The following is a 17,227-nucleotide window of genomic DNA, read 5'->3' as shown; positions in this document are numbered from 1 at the left end:
TAATCCATATTACAAAAGAATAGAAATGAAGAAAGTTTTATACGCCCTTTTTGTTGGTCTACTGTTTGTTCAATCAGGATTTTCACAGGAGAGCATCAATAATTATAAATATGTCATAGTACCTAACAAATATGATTTTGTAAAAGAAGCAGACCAATACCAACTCAATTCCCTTAGTAAATTTCTGTTTGAGAAGTACGGTTTCAAAGTGGTCATGCAAGATGATACGTATCCTGATGAATTGTATAATAACATGTGTTTGGGATTAAAATCAGATGTTGTTAATGAATCGGGTTTGTTTACAACCAAACTAAAGGTCGTTTTAAAAAACTGTCAAAATAGAGTGGTTTTTGAAGGAGCCGAAGGAACGAGCAAAGATAAACAGTATAAAGTGGCTTATAACCAAGCTTTAAGAGAAGCATTTATCTCCGTGGAAGCTTTAAACTATTCATATGAACCCTCTAGTTCTATGGCTCAAGCCAAGGCAGTTGCTCCCGTTGCTGAGAGTAATGAGGTTAAGGCACCGGTAAAACAAGTAGCTGAAGTTGCTACGGTAGAAACAGTAACAGCTCCGCAACCTAAGACTGTAGTTGAGCAAAATGAGGTAGCATATGAAATGTTATATGCCCAAAAAATTGCAGGAGGCTATCAATTGGTTGATAGTACCCCTAAGGTTGTTATGGTTCTCCTAGAAACTCCGAAAGCAGATATGTTTTTGGTTAAAGGCAGGGACGCTATTGTTTACAAATCAAATGATGAATGGATATTAAGTGACAAGAGCAGTGGGGAATCCAAAACCACAACACTCGTCATTAAATTCTAATAACGGTATTTATTTTTCCAACGTGATTTTAGAAAGTCCCTTTGGGCATTTTCTCTGGAATTAGAACCTGGCTCATAGAGCTTGGTGCCTTTGATGTCGTCTGGTAAAAATTCCTGTTCAGCAAAGTTATTTTCATAGCTATGCGCATACTTATAATTGTCACCATAACCCAACTCTTTCATCAATTTGGTAGGTGCATTTCTGATGTGTAAAGGCACAGAGAGATCTCCCGTTTGCTTCACCAATTGTTGAGCCGAATTGATAGCTTCATATGCGGCATTACTTTTTGGAGAGCAGGCTAGGTAGGTGGCACATTGACTCAGTATAATGCGCGATTCGGGATAACCTATAACAGAAACAGCTTGAAAGGCATTGTTGGCAATAACAAGAGCCGTGGGATTTGCATTTCCAATATCCTCACTAGCTAATATTAACAACCTGCGGGCAATGAATTTAACATCTTCACCACCTTCTATCATTCTGGCCAACCAATATACTGCTCCATTAGGGTCACTTCCTCTGATAGACTTAATGAAGGCTGAAATGATATCGTAATGTTGCTCCCCGGTTTTATCATAACGAACCGTATTGTTTTGAACTTTCTTGAGAACAGAATCATTGGTTATTTCAACCGTCTTGGAATCTTCAGAATTCACAACAAGTTCAAAAATATTGAGCAATTTGCGAGCATCCCCTCCAGAAAGGCGCAATAATGCATCGGTTTCCAGAAGTTTTATGTTTTTTTGAGATATATGTTCATCTTTTTCCATAGCCCGCTTTAAAAGGGCTTCCAGATCACTTTTACTGAAGGAATTTAAGATGTATACCTGGCAACGGGATAATAGAGCGGGAATAACTTCAAAGCTTGGGTTCTCGGTAGTGGCACCTACAAGGGTTACCCAACCTTTTTCAACCGCTTGGAGTAAAGAATCCTGTTGTGATTTACTGAATCGGTGAATCTCATCAATAAATAGAATCGGGTTTTTAGCAGTAAAGAGACCACCACTGTTTTTGGCTTTTTCAATAACATCTCGCACATCCTTAACTCCAGAATTTATGGCGCTTAGGGTATAGAAAGGTCTGTTGGTCTCGGTTGAAATGATATTGGCCAATGTCGTTTTGCCTATACCAGGAGGACCCCAAAAAATCATGGAAGGTATAAGTCCTTGTTTGATTTGGTGGAATAGAGAACCTTCCTTTCCAATCAAATGGTCTTGTCCTATATAGTCCTCGAGGGTTTTTGGTCTTAAACGTTCTGCCAATGGTTCGTTCATGTGGTAAAATTATGGAATTATGATGGATTCAGTATGGATGGAAGGGGAAATACTGACAATTTATCATTACATTTCTTCTTGGGTAGAAATTTGATAGATGAAACATATGAAAGAAGACTCATTTCAATTTTCTAATGGGGTAGTTGTTTACCCATTACTATTTGTTTTGTCCATTTGGGTAGTGTTTTGGGCTGAGGTTCGGTTCGGTTTTAATTTCACTAGATTAGGAATCTACCCATTGGCTGTTAAGGGCATTCCAGGTATAGCCTTAAGTCCCTTAATTCATTCTGGTTTGACCCATTTGCTTCACAATAGTTTGCCGCTTTTGATCCTGTCTGCAGCACTGTTCTACTTTTATAGGCCCATAGCATGGAAGGTAATCATTTTTGGAATCTTACTAAGTGGTTTGATGACTTGGTTGATAGGAAGGCCTTCCTATCATATTGGCGCTAGTGGGTTAATTTATGTCTTAGTTAGTTTTACCTTTTTCAAAGGAATTTTTGCCAAACACTATCGGTTAATAGCTTTGTCTTTGATGGTTGTATTCCTATACGGAGGAATGATATGGTATACCTTTCCTATAAAGGATGAAATTTCATGGGAAGGCCATTTATCAGGGTTTTTGGTTGGCTTATTTTTTGCGCTGGCTTTTAGAAAGCAAATAGCAAAACCCAAGAAATATGAATGGGAAAAGGACGATTTCAATGAAGATGACGATCCCTTTCTAAAGCATTTTGACGCCGATGGGAATTTTATTGAACAATTACCTGAGGAGGTCGATCTGGAAGAAGACACACAGGATTCTATAGTTTATAACTATATCTATAAAAAAAAGGATGATGACGATTAACGACGTTGTCTAATCACTTCATATAGGAAAGCACCACAGGCGACCGATACGTTTAACGATTCTATGGTACCTAATAAAGGTAATTTTGCGCGATCATCTACAATTTTTAAAACGGATGGATTAATCCCTTTTCCTTCAGATCCCATAACAATGGCGCATGGTTCAGCGAACGAAACATCATATAAATCGTTGTCTGTTTTTTCGGTAGCTGCAATAACTTTGATACCTGAAGCTTGTAGATGAAAGATAGCATCCTTAATATGATCAACTTTACAAATAGGAATTTTGAAAATAGCTCCAGCGCTGGTTTTTACAGTATCGGCATTAATTGGAGCACCACCTTTTTTCTGGATGATGATACCATGAACACCAGTACATTCAGCGGTTCGTATGATGGCCCCAAAATTTCTAACATCGCTTAATTGATCTAAGACTAAAAATAGGGGAGTAACATCTGATTCTAAAGTTTCAAGAATAAGAGCATCCAAATCATGAAATGCAATCGGAGCGATTTGGGCAACGGCACCTTGATGGTTTCTATTCTTGAACTTATTCAATTTTTCAATAGGAACATAGGAGTAATTAATGTTTTCTGATCGAATTAGGCTTTCCAATTCTTTAAACAAATCACCTTTCAAACCTTTTTGCAAGAATACCTTATCAATATTTTTTCCAGAATTGATAGCTTCAATAATGGCTCTAATCCCAAATATTTCTGTGTCGTTTTTCATGATGTAAAAATATAAAAAAGCCTGCTTAAAAAAGCAGGCTTTTAATTATGAGTTATTGTTTAATTTAAATTAGGATCTAGACCCTTTAAATTTCACTGGAAGATTTGCAGAAGAAATTCCTGCTGCAGATTTACCAGAAACAATAGTTTCACCAGTTTCAATATCTGTTACTGTGTAAGTATTACCTTCAATAGTTAAAACAAATTTAACTAAATAAGCATCATCATTACCTTCTTCTAAACCTCCAGTTGCAGTATTCCAAACAGTGCTTAAATCTACTTCTTCAACCCAAACACCAGGCTTGGCAAAAATGATAGAAGCAGGAGCATTGGTTGCAGCCTCTGGCAACTCTGATCCAGAGTAAACCATAGAATAGAATCCAGGGATAATCCAGTAGTCTCCATTAGGTAAAACACCTTCAGGAACTGTAATTGATTCTGGACAATCATACCATGAAGCAGCTAAAAGACCGAAGTTAGCATCATAAAACTCTAAATCGAAGTCAGCTCCACACCAGTCGTGAGTATCCCCATCAGCTCCAGTGAATTCACCATCCCATCTTAGAGTAACTTGAAAATCATTTGATGTGATGTTGCTAATGTTTACAGCAAATTCAGATCCAGCACCTACGATTGAGTTACCAGCATATCCTTGAGAAACTCTGATTCTTGCAGATTCAGTTCCCTCTGGATAGATATCGTAAAGAGGCTCAACATAAAAACTTACTGAAGTTGAATAAGCTGGAATGGTTACATACCAACCTTCAGGACCATTTTCATATTCTGAAAGGTGAATATCACTTCCTCCTTCTCCGTAAATAGCTACATCATCCCAATGATCAGATAATAGATCGATTTTAAAGTCAGAATCTAATGAAATTGCTCTGTCAATTGTGATTGTTACCATTACTGGATCATCACCTTCAGTAACATCCAAATCTGTAGTAGTTACTGTTGCAGTTGGTTTGTTATGTGATGGATAATCTTGATCATCATCCATACATCCAAATGCTAGAAGGGATAAACCAAACAAGAATAATTTATAATTTAATTTTTTCATTTTTAATGTCGTTTAAGAGATTTTTATTGAAGCGTATAGGTCATGGTATAGATGTAGTTCGTACCAGATAATACTATTGAATAAATAATAGTAAAGTTTCCATTCTCATCAACAACTCCATGAGCACCTGAACTTGCATCTGGGTATTGTACACCACCCCAAGTATTACTATAGGCATTCATTAAGTATTGATCAGGTAAAATAGATAATTCACCACATACATCTACAAATGAGAAACCGTGATCAGGTTGTAAAGAACCTGCAGCCCAGTGACCTGTAGTTAACGTATGGAATGTGTTTACACCCACTTCTACAAGTGGTTCAACTCCCATACTAAAGCTTGCTCCATCACTTCTTGTTCCAGTAACCAAATAGTTTTGTCCACCTAATTGAGATTGACAACCTACAAAGGTAATGGTAAGTGTAGTGTTGAAAGATGAAATAGTAGCGTTGTTTGAAGCAACACCTTCAAGATCTAAAATCAGTCTTGTTGGTTCAGTTGGATTTAAATTACCAGTATTGATATAAATACCGAATTCATCAAATCTTTGACCAGCAGGAATAGTCATTGTTCCAGAGTTATCCATGAAATCAAACTCTACACCTTCAGTTGCAGAAGATGCTGGATTCACGCTGTAATTAACAACGATATTAGAAGCTGATGGTGTTCCATCCATACCACCTATTAAATTTAACGGATAGTAAGATTCAATAGGTCCTTCATCTGAAAAATAACTTTCAGTAAATGATGCTGTTTTAAAACCAACTACATAAGGTGTATTGGCCATAGCATCTAACGTCTCATCTTCGTCGTCTACGATACAAGAAACACTAAAAAGTGCACTTACAAATAATAAGGTTAATAATTTAAAATTTTTCATATTCAATTTTTTTTAAGATTAATTTTGAGTAGCATCCCAGAAAATGTAGGTGCTGAATGCAGTTTCTGCATTTTGGCTAGGTACATTTGCTGCATTTGCAATTAACTCAGAAGCTGGATATAATAATCTATTAGGCTTGTTTGGTCTTTGAGCAGACAAAGCCAATGGAATTTCAGGGTATCCAGTTCTTGTATATTCAATCCAAGATTCAATTGCATTGATTCCGTTTGTAGCTAACCATTTTTGAGTCATAATAGCCTCAATTTTGTTTGCTGATCCATCCCAACCAATTTCGTTGATTGCATCACCATTAGCGATGTAACTAGTAGCAGAAAGATCATAATAGTCAAATGACGCGGTAATACCAGCTTGGAATAAAGCCTTAGCATCTCCAGAAATATAGTTTCTAAAAGCAGCTTCTGATTGTAAGAAGTAGCTTTCAGCGGCTAACATAAGAATACCATCTTGATCATGGCCTTTTAAAAGACCAGGACCGATAGGAGAGATATCTTCTGGGATGTTAGGATCGTTACTATCGATACCTTGCTCAACACCGATAACTACTCCTCCAATAGCCTCATAGATTTCATTTCCTCTTGGATCTGGAATACCAGGAGTACCATTTACAAAGTCAGCAGCATATTTAGATGCTCTAACAAAACGGTGTGAGGTAGTTTCAGAATCGTCAACGTTATAACCATAAGTACCGTAGAAAGGATTTTGACGTCCTGCATCTTGAGCATATCCAGGGTTAATGGTTACGTCAGTTGAAATGAAATTCTGAGATAATGAAGCAAATTGCTCATTTAAGTAAGTAGCAGTTTCACCATCTGTTTCAGCTTTAGTAGCTTCTCTCATAAGAATCTTAAGCTTAACAGTGTTAGCAAAACGCTCCCAACTTGCCATGTTTCCACCATAGATAACATCTTCAACTCCTACTGCATAACCTGATCCATCTTGGATTAAAGCGATAGCTTCGTCAAGTTCAACGATTAAAGCTCTGTAAATAGCCATTTCGTCGTCATAAGCAGGTGTTAAATTGTCATTCCCTTGGAATGCCTCACTGTAAGGACAATCACCATAAAGGTCAACTAAATATTGGAAATAGAAAGACTTCATAATCTTAGCTATAGCCACGTGCTGATTGTAACCTTCGAAGTTAGAATCAATCATAGCTTGAAAGTTACCTAACTGAATGTAAAGACCATCCCAAATACTACTGTAAAAGGTACTAGTCATAATCATTTGGTACTCTTCGTTAAATCCACCAGTAAAGGCGTTAACGTTAGCAGACCAGTTGTTCATGAAGACATTCCCTAAACGATTCATTGTACCAGCCTGAGTGGAATAAATTCTCGTTTGTGCTCCTGCCAAAATTAGGTCAGGAGAGATTAAATCTGCCGTAGGGTTGTCTATCGGATCGTTTATGTCTAAGTAATTGCTACATGAGTTTAGTAACGTCAATGCAATTAATAGTGTAAATAATTTATTTAATTTTTTCATGATTTCAAGCAATTATTAAAATGTTACATTTAGGCTCATACCAATTGATCTTGTCACAGGGTATTGGTTAACTGCTGCTAAACCTTGACCATTTCCAGTTGTATTGGAAGTTTCAGGATCGTTATAACCTCTATTCTCCTTAGGAAGAATAGTAAACAAGTTTCTTGCGTTTACACCTAAAGTTAAAGAACTTAAAGCAGTGTTATCTAACATCTTTGGAGATAATGAATAACTTAAAGACAACTCACGACACTTGAATGCAGTAGCATCTAACACAAAGTTTTCAGCAACAGTATAGTAATCGTTAGAGAAGTAGTTTAAGTAATTAGAGTAAGTAGTACCACCAGTGATAACACTTGTATTTGCTACATATCCACCATTTCCATCAGGAATAGCTGAGTTTGGATAGATAAATCCAGTTCTACCATTTTGAGCAGATTCAATTAAGTGACCTGACCAAGATAACCAAGATTTAGATCCAGACCAGAATTGGTGACCAGTTCTGTAATCAAATACACCAGATAATCTGAAACCTTTGTAGCTGATAGAAGTATTTAATCCTAAGATATAATCAGGATTCGCAGTACCTAAAATTTGTAATTCGTTAGATACTCTTGGCGTTCCTGTAGTAGGATCAATGATAACACGTCCTTGAGGATCTCTTTCATAAGCAGAACCTTTGATAGTAGGGAATTCTTCACCTACAACTGCAAACACACCAATTGGGTTAGCGTTGTTAGGGAATGATTGTAATGCTAACTCATCTGTATCATCACTAATTTTGATAACGTCAGTTTTGTTAGTTGCATAAGAGAATCTTGCTTCCCAACGTAATCCTCTTGGATCTGCAGACCAGATTGGCTTAACTCCTAAATCAATTTCAAAACCTTTTGTTTCAGTTTCACCGATGTTAACTCTAGATGTAGCAACACCAGATGCATAAGATGCAGAAGTATTAGCAATTTGGTTCGTGTTTTTTGAGAAATAGTAAGAACCATCAACAGTTACTCTATCGTTGAACAATCCAACGTTTAAGTTAAATTCTGTTGAAGTTACGAATTCTGGCTCCAAGAATTGGTCAGTAATACTTGTGTCTCCTAAGAATGAGTTTAATGAACCATAAGGGAAGTTTGCAGCTTGCCCATAAATTGGAACTACTTCATATGCCCCGATACCACCATCATTACCTACTTTTACGTGAGAAGCAGCAATTTTCATGTAGTTTATTGGACCATCAGTAATATCAAACGCTTCTGTAGGAACAAAAGATAAACCTACCCCTGGGTAGAAGAATGAGTTGTTTGAAGGGTCTAATGTAGAAACCCAGTCATTTCTAGCGGTTACGTTTAAGAATAAGAAATCTTTAAATCCTAAATCCACGTTTCCAAATAGACCAATTCTTCTACTTCTAACAGTGGAGTTACCAACGTTTGGTGTTCCTGTTACGTTACTAATGTTATAGAAACCAGGAATTGTAACATTACTACCACTGTTAGAAGTTTGGATAAATAAATTATCCTGTAAGTTGTGACCGATATTCGCTTTTAATGTGATATCATCAGTTAAATTGTAATTAAAGTTAACTAATAAATCTCCATAAAAGTTTCTGTAATTGTCATTGTAAGTTCCAAACGAAGAAATAGTTGTATGATCTCCACCACCTACGTTTTCAGTATCTACATAACCATTAACCCAGTTTCTTCCACTACGTTGTCTAGTTCTGATACTCGCGTTATAAAGGATATCGATGTTATCATTAAGTTGGTATCCTAAGTTTACAACACCAGTCCAGATATCAAAACGATCTTCTTGTCTTTCATTGTCTCTAATCCAGTATGGAGATCTGTAGTAAGAAGTCCAGTGAGTAGCATTGTTAGGCTCAGAAAACTCTTCTACTGGAATGTTTGTTGCTGTTTGTAATAATTCAGTATACAATGTTCCTGTAGATTGTTGCGTCTTACTAGTTAAATAAGATACGTTACCTTCTAATGTCCACTTACCAACTTTTTTACCTCCTTTAAAGTTAAAGGTGTTTCTGTTAGCCTTGTCATCAGAAATAACGAATTCTGTATCTACTTTGTTGGCAGATAAGAACACATAACCATCTTCCAAATTACCGTTTGATAAACTAATAGTATTTTGGAAAGTTGTACCTGTTTGGAAGAATTCCTTGATGTTATCATCAATTGCGCTGTATGGGAAATATCTGTAAGATCCATCAGCTAATGGTAAACCAACTGGTCTAAGTTGACCATCCATTTCAGGTCCCCATCCACCATTTTCATAAGAAACAAACTCTCCATTCCATCCTTGACCATATCTATTTTGTCTTTGAGGAATGTAAGCGATTGATTCAAAAGAAGCAGATGAACTAACTGAAACATTGAATTTGTCAGTAGTACCACCTTTTCTAGTTGTTACAATAAAAACCCCGTTAGAACCTTGAGAACCGTAAAGAGCAGCACCGTTAGCACCTTTAATTACGTTTACAGATTCAATTAAGTTAGGGTCAATATTAGCTAAAATTTCAGATGATGAAATTACCCCATCAATTACAATTAAAGCTTGGTTGTTACCAGTCAAGGATCTGTTACCACGTAATACGATACGAGTACTTTGATTAACTCCACTGTTAGTAGTGTTAATTTGTAGACCAGATACCTTACCAGATAAACCTTGTACTAAGTTAGGGTTTTGAGCCTGAGTCAACTCTTCTGCTTTTACCACTTGGTTGGCTGTGGTAATCTCATCAAGTTTTCTCTTAGTACCAAGAACCGAGATAACTACCTCGTCTATGGCTTGAACATCGGGCTCCATGGCAAAACTAATGGTAGAAGAAGATCCTACTGTCATTTCTTTTGGAGTGTAACCCACAAAAGTATAGACAATGACACTTCCTTGGCTCGCAGAAATGGAATAATTTCCATCAAAATCTGTTTGAGTACCATTGGTCGTACCTTTAACGATGATATTAACTCCAGGGAGCGGCAATCCGTTTTCATCCGAAATTGTCCCTGAAATTGTTTTTTCTTGTGCAAAGGAAAGATGCACAACAAACGCTAAGAATAGCGTTAGAATTCCACTAAACTTTGTTTTCATTTTATATTTTATTTGAATTAGTCTACGCCAAAAATCATAATAAAAAGTTAATTAAACAACATTAGCAGGTTAAAATTTTCATTTTTTTTAAAAAGTTTGTTGGATTAACGTTAAGAAAACTCTAAAAAAAAGAAGTGAGGCTTAAATGCACCTGGGAGTTGGAAAACTTGAAATTTTGAGACTCTGTTTTCCCGTTGGCATAATTAAATTTCAATAATCCTGCTTTGGTTAAAAGTCCAAACCCAAGACCAAAACTGTAGAGGTTTTCTTGCTGAGCTGAAAGCTCGTTTTCAAGGTATCCAAAATCTATAATGGTATGAATATAAATACTTTCTGAAAGTGAATGCCTGTATTCTGTATTGATGAAGGCATATAAATTAGCAGCTAAACTATTTTCTTCAAACCCACGTATAGAATTGATTCCTCCAAACCATGACAGTTCATTTTCAAGGATATTGGAACTATCCAATAGGAAGGTATTTAACCTAACGTAAATACTGTTTTTGAGATTTAAATTAAAGATTTTAAATGCGTCTACCAATATTTGATTTTGTGCCAAATCTTCTCCGGATAATGTTCTTTTTCCGGTTCCGATTTGGAATCGTAACAACGAATTTGTGGGGAATAGTCTGTTGCTTTGTCGTAAATTGAATACATACCTTACATTATAGAAGGTAGATTTATAATCGTTAAGGGGAATTGTGGCTTCTTGACTTAAAAGATTTTCAGATTGCACACCTTGAATGCCTAGATATATTGAATGTTTCGGATTAAATTGATAGAAGAGATTGGCGCGTTGCTCGCTAGTTGTGAAAGTTGAATCCTTCCGAAACAGTCTTAATTCAAATTCAGTTCCCAGTGGTGTCTGGAAGAGATAGGGGATTTCTATATTTGTTTGAAACCTTCTTTGATCGTTTTGGTCGCTTTTGTAGGTCAAGCTAAATCGCTCCCCAAAATTAAGGTTGTTTGTCAAGTTTAAATTTAAGTAACCGTTAAATTCTATTTTATTAGTTTCTTCATTGGTTCCAAATCCTATAAAGCCGTCAAAATTGTTTATTTTTTGTTTTTCTATATAGAGGTATAGAATGGTTGAATCTTTAGTAAATTGGATTTCTGGGTCTTTAATAGAATTTGCGAATGACAATTGGTCTAATCTGGTAACCTTTTCCTTGATTTCGGAAATGTTCAAATTTTGACCGTTCCTTATTTTGAGGTAATGCCTAACAAATGACTTAGGGAATTTTTCGTAACCTTTAATTTTAATATCGTCGATATGACGTTGATCTTGGTTGTCTTTGATTTTTAATTTAGCAGTTAAATAGTTGTTTTCAGCTTGAATGTCGTCAAGTTGAAAAGCGATAAATGGATTCCCTAAATCTGATAACGTCAAACTTAATTTATTCAAACTTTCCTCTAAATCAAAAAATGGAAGGGTGAAAAACGTGTCAGTATAAGTGTCGCTTATTTTTTTTATTGCTTCTTTCGGAATGTTGTCAAAATATATATGTATAGAGTCATATTTTTTTTTCAGGTCGATCAAGCCTAAAAAAGTAGAATCATTTGTTTTCCTTAGTTTGTCAAATTCAGCATCTAAAAAACCAGATTGATATGTCCTTTCTTTAAAAAGGGCGTATTCTTTTTCAATGGATAGGACATCTAGATGTATTTTTGCATAACCTAAAGAATCTATTTTTGCTGAATCTGAAATGGATTTAGATAGAATTCTGAGATGAAGTTCTTGACAAACAGTATCTGTAGTAAAAAAGATATATATAATAAGGAGTGTGAGATAAGATTTCTGCAACGGTAAAAATTCTTATTGGTATGTAAAACTAACTCAAAAAGAGATGTTTTAATATAAAGAGGCTTTTATTTTTTAAATGAGATTGAAAATTAATTTGTTATGATTTGAAAAATTAAATTTAATTTCTACCTTTGCAGCCCTCAAAGAAGAGGTATTGTATAAAATTAGTAAAAATTTATGCCAACAATTTCACAATTAGTACGAAAAGGAAGAGCCAAGATTACCAAGAAGAGTAAATCGGCTGCTTTGGATTCGTGTCCGCAAAGACGTGGCGTTTGTACTCGTGTATATACGACTACACCTAAGAAACCGAACTCAGCTATGCGTAAAGTAGCAAGGGTAAGGTTAACTAACGGTAAAGAAGTAAACGCGTACATCCCAGGTGAAGGACATAATCTCCAAGAGCACTCGATAGTATTGGTAAGAGGTGGAAGGGTAAAGGATTTACCAGGAGTTAGATACCACATTGTTCGTGGAGCTTTGGATACCGCAGGTGTTCAAGGAAGAACGCAACGTAGATCTAAGTATGGAGCAAAACGCCCTAAAAAGTAAAATTTTTTAAGACGAAGACATGAGAAAAAGACAAGCGAAAAAAAGACCTTTGTTGCCAGATCCACGTTTCAACGATCAGTTAGTGACGCGTTTCGTTAACATGATGATGTGGGATGGTAAGAAGTCTGTAGCTTTTAAAGTGTTTTATGATGCGATTGACATTGTAGACCAAAAGAAAACTGACGACGAGAAGACTGCTTTAGAATTGTGGAAAGATGCCTTATCTAATGTGATGCCTCACGTAGAAGTACGTAGCCGTCGTGTTGGTGGTGCTACCTTCCAAATTCCAATGCAAATTCGTCCAGACCGTAAGATTTCAACAGCTATGAAATGGTTGATTGGATATGCGCGTAAAAGAAACGAAAAGTCAATGGCTCAAAAATTGGCATCAGAGATTTTAGCTGCTGCTAAAGAAGAAGGAGCGGCCGTTAAGAAGAGAGTAGATACTCACAAGATGGCAGAAGCAAACAAAGCATTCTCACACTTTAGATTCTAATATAAATGGGTAGAGATTTAAAATACACAAGAAATATAGGTATTGCAGCACACATTGATGCTGGAAAAACGACAACTACAGAGCGTATCTTATTCTATACAGGGGTAAGCCATAAAATCGGTGAAGTTCATGATGGAGCCGCTACTATGGACTGGATGGAGCAAGAGCAAGAAAGAGGTATTACCATTACTTCTGCTGCTACGACTTGTACTTGGCAGTTTCCAAGAGAAAATGGTGTTCCAACTCCTGAAGCAAAAGATTATCACTTTAATATTATCGACACTCCTGGTCACGTTGACTTTACTGTAGAGGTAAACCGTTCATTACGTGTATTAGATGGGTTGGTATTCTTGTTTAGTGCTGTTGATGGTGTTGAACCACAATCTGAAACTAACTGGAGATTAGCTGATAACTATAAAGTGCCTCGTATGGGATTTGTTAACAAGATGGACCGTCAAGGATCTAACTTCTTAGCAGTATGCCAACAGGTTAAGGATATGTTAGGGTCTAACGCCGTTCCAATTGTATTGCCAATTGGTGATGAAGCAGACTTTAGAGGTGTAGTTGATTTGGTTAAAAACCGTGCTATTATATGGCATGAGGATAACTTCGGATCAACTTTTGACGTTGTAGACATTCCTGAAGATATGAAAGCAGAAGTTAGCCAGTACAGAGCTAACTTAATTGAAGAAGTTGCTGGATATGATGAAAGTTTGTTAGAGAAATTCATGGAGGATGAAAACTCTATTACAGAGGATGAAATCCACGCTGCTTTAAGAGCTGCTGTTATGGATATGTCTATCATTCCTATGGTATGTGGTTCTTCATTTAAAAATAAAGGGGTTCAATTCTTATTGGATGCCGTATGTCGTTACTTGCCTTCGCCCGTAGATAAAGATGCGATTGTAGGTACAAATCCTGATACAGGAGAAGAAGTTAAGCGTAAGCCAGATGTTTCTGCACCTTTTGCTGCATTGGCATTTAAGATTGCTACAGATCCATTCGTAGGTCGTTTGGCATTCTTCCGTGCTTATTCTGGTCGTTTAGATGCAGGATCTTATGTTTTGAATAATAGATCTGGTAAAAAAGAGCGTATTTCTCGTATTTACCAAATGCACTCAAACAAGCAAAATGCTATTGAATATATCGAGGCAGGAGATATTGGAGCTGCTGTAGGTTTCAAGGATATTAAAACAGGAGATACCTTATCTGATGAAAAGGCACCAATCGTTTTAGAATCTATGGACTTCCCAGATCCAGTAATCGGTATCGCTGTTGAGCCTAAAACTAAGGCGGATGTTGATAAATTAGGAATGGCTTTGGCTAAATTGGCTGAAGAAGATCCAACGTTTACAGCAAGAACAGATGAGGCTTCAGGACAGACTATTATTTCTGGAATGGGTGAGCTTCACTTAGATATCATTGTTGACCGTCTTAGAAGAGAATTTAAGGTTGAAGTAAACCAAGGTCAGCCTCAAGTTGAGTACAAAGAAGCAATTACAAGAAAAGCTGAGCACAGAGAAGTTTACAAAAAGCAATCTGGTGGTCGTGGTAAATTTGCTGATATTGTATTTACTCTTGAACCAGCTGAAGAAGGAAAAGCAGGTCTTGAATTCGTTTCAGAAATTAAAGGTGGTAACATACCAAAAGAATTCATTCCTTCTATAGAGAAAGGATTTAAATTGGCTATGGTTAATGGTCCATTGGCAGGTTATGAAGTAGATTCTATGAAAGTAACTGTAACAGATGGGTCTTATCACGATGTGGATTCTGATCAATTGTCATTCGAATTGGCTGCTAAACTAGGATTTAAAGCTGCTGCTAGAGCTGCAAAAGCTGTAATCATGGAGCCAATTATGAAATTAGAAGTGTTGACTCCTGAAGAAAACATGGGAGATATTGTAGGAGACCTTAACCGTCGTCGTGGTCAAGTTAATAACATGAGCGACAGAGCAGGTTCTAAAGTTATCAAGGCTGATGTGCCATTATCTGAAATGTTTGGATATGTAACAGCGTTACGTACCCTTTCTTCTGGTAGAGCAACATCAACCATGGAATTTTCACATTATGCTGAAACACCTTCTAACATTGCAGAAGAAGTGATTAAAGCGGCTAAAGGAGTTGAAGCTTAAATTTTAAGGAAATGAGTCAAAAAATTAGAATAAAATTAAAATCATACGATCACAATTTAGTAGATAAGTCTGCTGATAAGATTGTGAAGACAGTAAAAAGTACTGGAGCTGTTGTAACTGGACCAATTCCATTACCAACACACAAGAAAATTTTCACTGTACTACGTTCTCCGCACGTAAACAAGAAGAGTAGAGAGCAATTCCAATTAAGCTCTTATAAGAGATTATTGGATATCTATAGTTCTTCCTCAAAGACTATCGACGCTTTAATGAAGCTTGAATTGCCAAGTGGAGTTGAAGTAGAGATCAAAGTGTAAGTACACTTCGTTTGTTAGCTGGATAAGTTGACAAGTACATGTCCGGAGCTGCGTGCAAAGGAAAAACGGAAAAAATACAATTCAGGGTTGAAAGGTATTTTGACCCTGAAGTTTTTTAAATAAGTAAGTAATAATAAATTAAATTAATAATTATGTCTGGGTTAATTGGAAAAAAGATCGGAATGACCAGCATTTTTGATGACAAAGGAAAGAACATTCCTTGTACTGTTATCGAAGCAGGTCCATGTATCGTTACCCAAGTCAGAACCGAAGAAGTTGATGGCTATACAGCTTTACAACTTGGTTTCGATGACGCGACAGAAAAAAGTGCTACTAAAGCTGAAATTGGTCACGCCAAAAAAGCTGGTACTTCTGTTAAGCGCAAAGTCGTAGAATTTCAAGGTTTTGATGCGGAGTACAAATTAGGTGATGCAATCACTGTTGAGCATTTTGTTGAAGGAGAGTTTGTTGATATCTCTGGAGTTTCAAAAGGAAAAGGATTCCAAGGGGTTGTTAAACGTCATGGTTTTGGTGGTGTAGGTCAAGCTACTCACGGTCAACATAACCGTTTAAGAGCACCAGGATCTATTGGAGCTGCTTCTTATCCAGCACGTGTATTCAAGGGAATACGTATGGCTGGCCGTATGGGTGGTGAAAAAGTAAAAGTTGAAAATTTAAGAGTATTAAAAGTAGTTCCTGAAAAGAACTTACTTGTTGTTAAAGGATGTGTTCCTGGACACAAAAACTCTTATGTAATTATCGAGAAGTAATGAAAGTAGCAGTTTTAGATATAAACGGAAAAGACACAGGTAGAAAGGTTGAGCTTTCTAAAGATGTGTTTGCTATTGAGCCTAACAACCATGCTGTTTATTTAGACGTGAAACAATACTTGGCTAACCAAAGACAAGGAACTCACAAGTCTAAAGAAAGAGCAGAGATTGCAGGTAGTACTAGAAAAATTAAAAAACAGAAAGGTACTGGTACAGCAAGAGCTGGTAGTATCAAGTCTGGAGTTTTTAAAGGTGGTGGACGTATGTTTGGTCCTACTCCTAGAAACTACGGTTTCAAATTGAACAAGAACCTTAAGCGTTTAGCTAGAAAATCAGCTTTATCAATTAAGGCAAATGAAAACTCTATCGTAGTATTAGAAGATTTTTCATTTGATACTCCAAAGACTAAGAGCTTTACAGCTGTGCTAAAAGCCTTAGGACTAGAGGATAAAAAATCTTTGTTTGTGTTGGGTGCATCAAATAATAATGTATATTTGTCGTCGCGCAATTTAAAAGGGTCTGAAGTTGTAAATAACTCAGAATTAAACACTTACAAGATTTTGAATGCGAATCAAGTGGTGCTTTTAGAGAGCTCATTAGAAGGAATTGAATCGAATTTAAGTAAATAAGGAAGGCAATGAGTATTTTAATAAAACCTATTATTACTGAAAAAGCGACTACTCAAAGTGAAACTTTGAATGCTTACGCTTTTGAAGTGAGCCAAAAGGCGAACAAGGTAGAAATTAAAAAAGCGGTTGAAGCTGCTTATGGTGTTTCTGTTGAACAAGTTCGTACGATAAATGTCCGTCCAGAAAGAAGAACCCGTTATACAAAAACTGGGATTCAGCACGGTAAAACAAATGCTATCAAAAAAGCAATTGTAACTGTGAGTGACGGAGAGGTGATTGATTTATATAGCAATATGTAATAAGACAA

At 36.4% G+C, this 17,227-nt stretch carries 16 protein-coding genes; 9 read left to right on the top strand and 7 right to left on the bottom strand.

Annotated elements, in window-relative coordinates:
- Positions 1–25 precede the first annotated feature (25 nt).
- Positions 26–823 carry a hypothetical protein gene (locus LOK78_RS00300; protein ID WP_232393872.1) on the top strand — a complete coding sequence of 266 codons (798 nt, stop codon included), beginning with the start codon at positions 26–28 and terminating at the stop codon, positions 821–823.
- Here the strand turns inward: LOK78_RS00300 and LOK78_RS00295 are convergent.
- Complete coding sequence (locus tag LOK78_RS00295; protein ID WP_232393871.1) at positions 820–2,097, bottom strand: replication-associated recombination protein A; 1,278 nt, start codon at positions 2,095–2,097, stop codon at positions 820–822. The genes LOK78_RS00300 and LOK78_RS00295 overlap by 4 nt on opposite strands.
- A gap of 106 nt (positions 2,098–2,203) precedes the next feature.
- On the opposite strand from LOK78_RS00295, the gene LOK78_RS00290 reads away from it, so the two are divergent.
- Positions 2,204–2,947, top strand: coding sequence for a rhomboid family intramembrane serine protease (locus LOK78_RS00290; protein WP_232633493.1), 744 nt, complete (start codon positions 2,204–2,206; stop codon positions 2,945–2,947).
- Here LOK78_RS00290 and rlmB read toward each other — a convergent pair.
- The 6 genes from rlmB to LOK78_RS00260 form a co-directional block, all read right to left on the bottom strand.
- Entirely contained in the window at positions 2,944–3,678 is a 735-nt protein-coding gene (gene rlmB, locus LOK78_RS00285) for a 23S rRNA (guanosine(2251)-2'-O)-methyltransferase RlmB (RefSeq protein ID WP_232393870.1), read from the bottom strand. The two genes, LOK78_RS00290 and rlmB, sit on opposite strands and share 4 nt — an antisense overlap.
- 69 nt (positions 3,679–3,747) lie before the next feature.
- Positions 3,748–4,737: a hypothetical protein gene (locus LOK78_RS00280; protein WP_232633082.1), complete on the bottom strand. Its 990-nt coding sequence runs from the start codon at positions 4,735–4,737 to the stop codon at positions 3,748–3,750.
- A 23-nt stretch (positions 4,738–4,760) separates the two neighbouring features.
- Positions 4,761–5,618: a hypothetical protein gene (locus LOK78_RS00275; RefSeq protein WP_232633081.1), complete on the bottom strand. Its 858-nt coding sequence runs from the start codon at positions 5,616–5,618 to the stop codon at positions 4,761–4,763.
- A gap of 18 nt (positions 5,619–5,636) precedes the next feature.
- Entirely contained in the window at positions 5,637–7,121 is a 1,485-nt protein-coding gene (locus LOK78_RS00270) for a SusD/RagB family nutrient-binding outer membrane lipoprotein (RefSeq protein ID WP_232393867.1), read from the bottom strand.
- Between the two features lie 15 nt (positions 7,122–7,136).
- Positions 7,137–10,220: a SusC/RagA family TonB-linked outer membrane protein gene (locus tag LOK78_RS00265; protein ID WP_232633080.1), complete on the bottom strand. Its 3,084-nt coding sequence runs from the start codon at positions 10,218–10,220 to the stop codon at positions 7,137–7,139.
- Positions 10,221–10,341: 121 nt separating this feature from the next.
- On the bottom strand, positions 10,342–12,024 hold the full coding sequence (locus tag LOK78_RS00260; RefSeq protein ID WP_232633079.1) for a POTRA domain-containing protein: 1,683 nt from the start codon (positions 12,022–12,024) through the stop codon (positions 10,342–10,344).
- Between the two features lie 177 nt (positions 12,025–12,201).
- Here LOK78_RS00260 and rpsL point away from each other — a divergent pair, with 177 nt between their 5' ends.
- The 7 genes from rpsL to rplW all read left to right on the top strand — a co-directional run bounded on the left by rpsL (position 12,202) and on the right by rplW (position 17,219).
- The gene (gene rpsL, locus LOK78_RS00255; protein ID WP_036121756.1) at positions 12,202–12,576 is read left to right on the top strand and encodes a 30S ribosomal protein S12; all 375 of its coding nucleotides are present in this window, start codon (positions 12,202–12,204) and stop codon (positions 12,574–12,576) included.
- Positions 12,577–12,595: 19 nt separating this feature from the next.
- The gene (gene rpsG / locus LOK78_RS00250; RefSeq protein ID WP_053971498.1) at positions 12,596–13,072 is read left to right on the top strand and encodes a 30S ribosomal protein S7; all 477 of its coding nucleotides are present in this window, start codon (positions 12,596–12,598) and stop codon (positions 13,070–13,072) included.
- Between the two features lie 5 nt (positions 13,073–13,077).
- On the top strand, positions 13,078–15,204 hold the full coding sequence (gene fusA, locus LOK78_RS00245; protein WP_232633078.1) for an elongation factor G: 2,127 nt from the start codon (positions 13,078–13,080) through the stop codon (positions 15,202–15,204).
- An 11-nt stretch (positions 15,205–15,215) separates the two neighbouring features.
- Positions 15,216–15,521 (top strand): 30S ribosomal protein S10, encoded by a 306-nt coding sequence (gene rpsJ, locus LOK78_RS00240; RefSeq protein WP_007650482.1) that lies wholly within the window; start codon positions 15,216–15,218, stop codon positions 15,519–15,521.
- 152 nt (positions 15,522–15,673) lie between these two features.
- Complete coding sequence (rplC, locus tag LOK78_RS00235) at positions 15,674–16,291, top strand: 50S ribosomal protein L3 (RefSeq protein ID WP_166957342.1); 618 nt, start codon at positions 15,674–15,676, stop codon at positions 16,289–16,291.
- Complete coding sequence (gene rplD / locus LOK78_RS00230) at positions 16,291–16,920, top strand: 50S ribosomal protein L4 (RefSeq protein ID WP_232633077.1); 630 nt, start codon at positions 16,291–16,293, stop codon at positions 16,918–16,920. The genes rplC and rplD overlap by 1 nt, the downstream gene beginning before the upstream one ends.
- Before the next feature lie 8 nt (positions 16,921–16,928).
- Positions 16,929–17,219, top strand: a complete 291-nt coding sequence (gene rplW / locus LOK78_RS00225) for a 50S ribosomal protein L23 (protein WP_166957338.1) — start codon at positions 16,929–16,931, stop codon at positions 17,217–17,219.
- Positions 17,220–17,227 lie beyond the last annotated feature (8 nt).

Origin of the sequence: Mangrovimonas futianensis, assembly GCF_021245805.1 — a bacterium.
In the GTDB taxonomy this organism is placed as follows: domain Bacteria; phylum Bacteroidota; class Bacteroidia; order Flavobacteriales; family Flavobacteriaceae; genus Mangrovimonas; species Mangrovimonas futianensis.
This window is presented reverse-complemented; position numbering and strand designations above follow the sequence as displayed.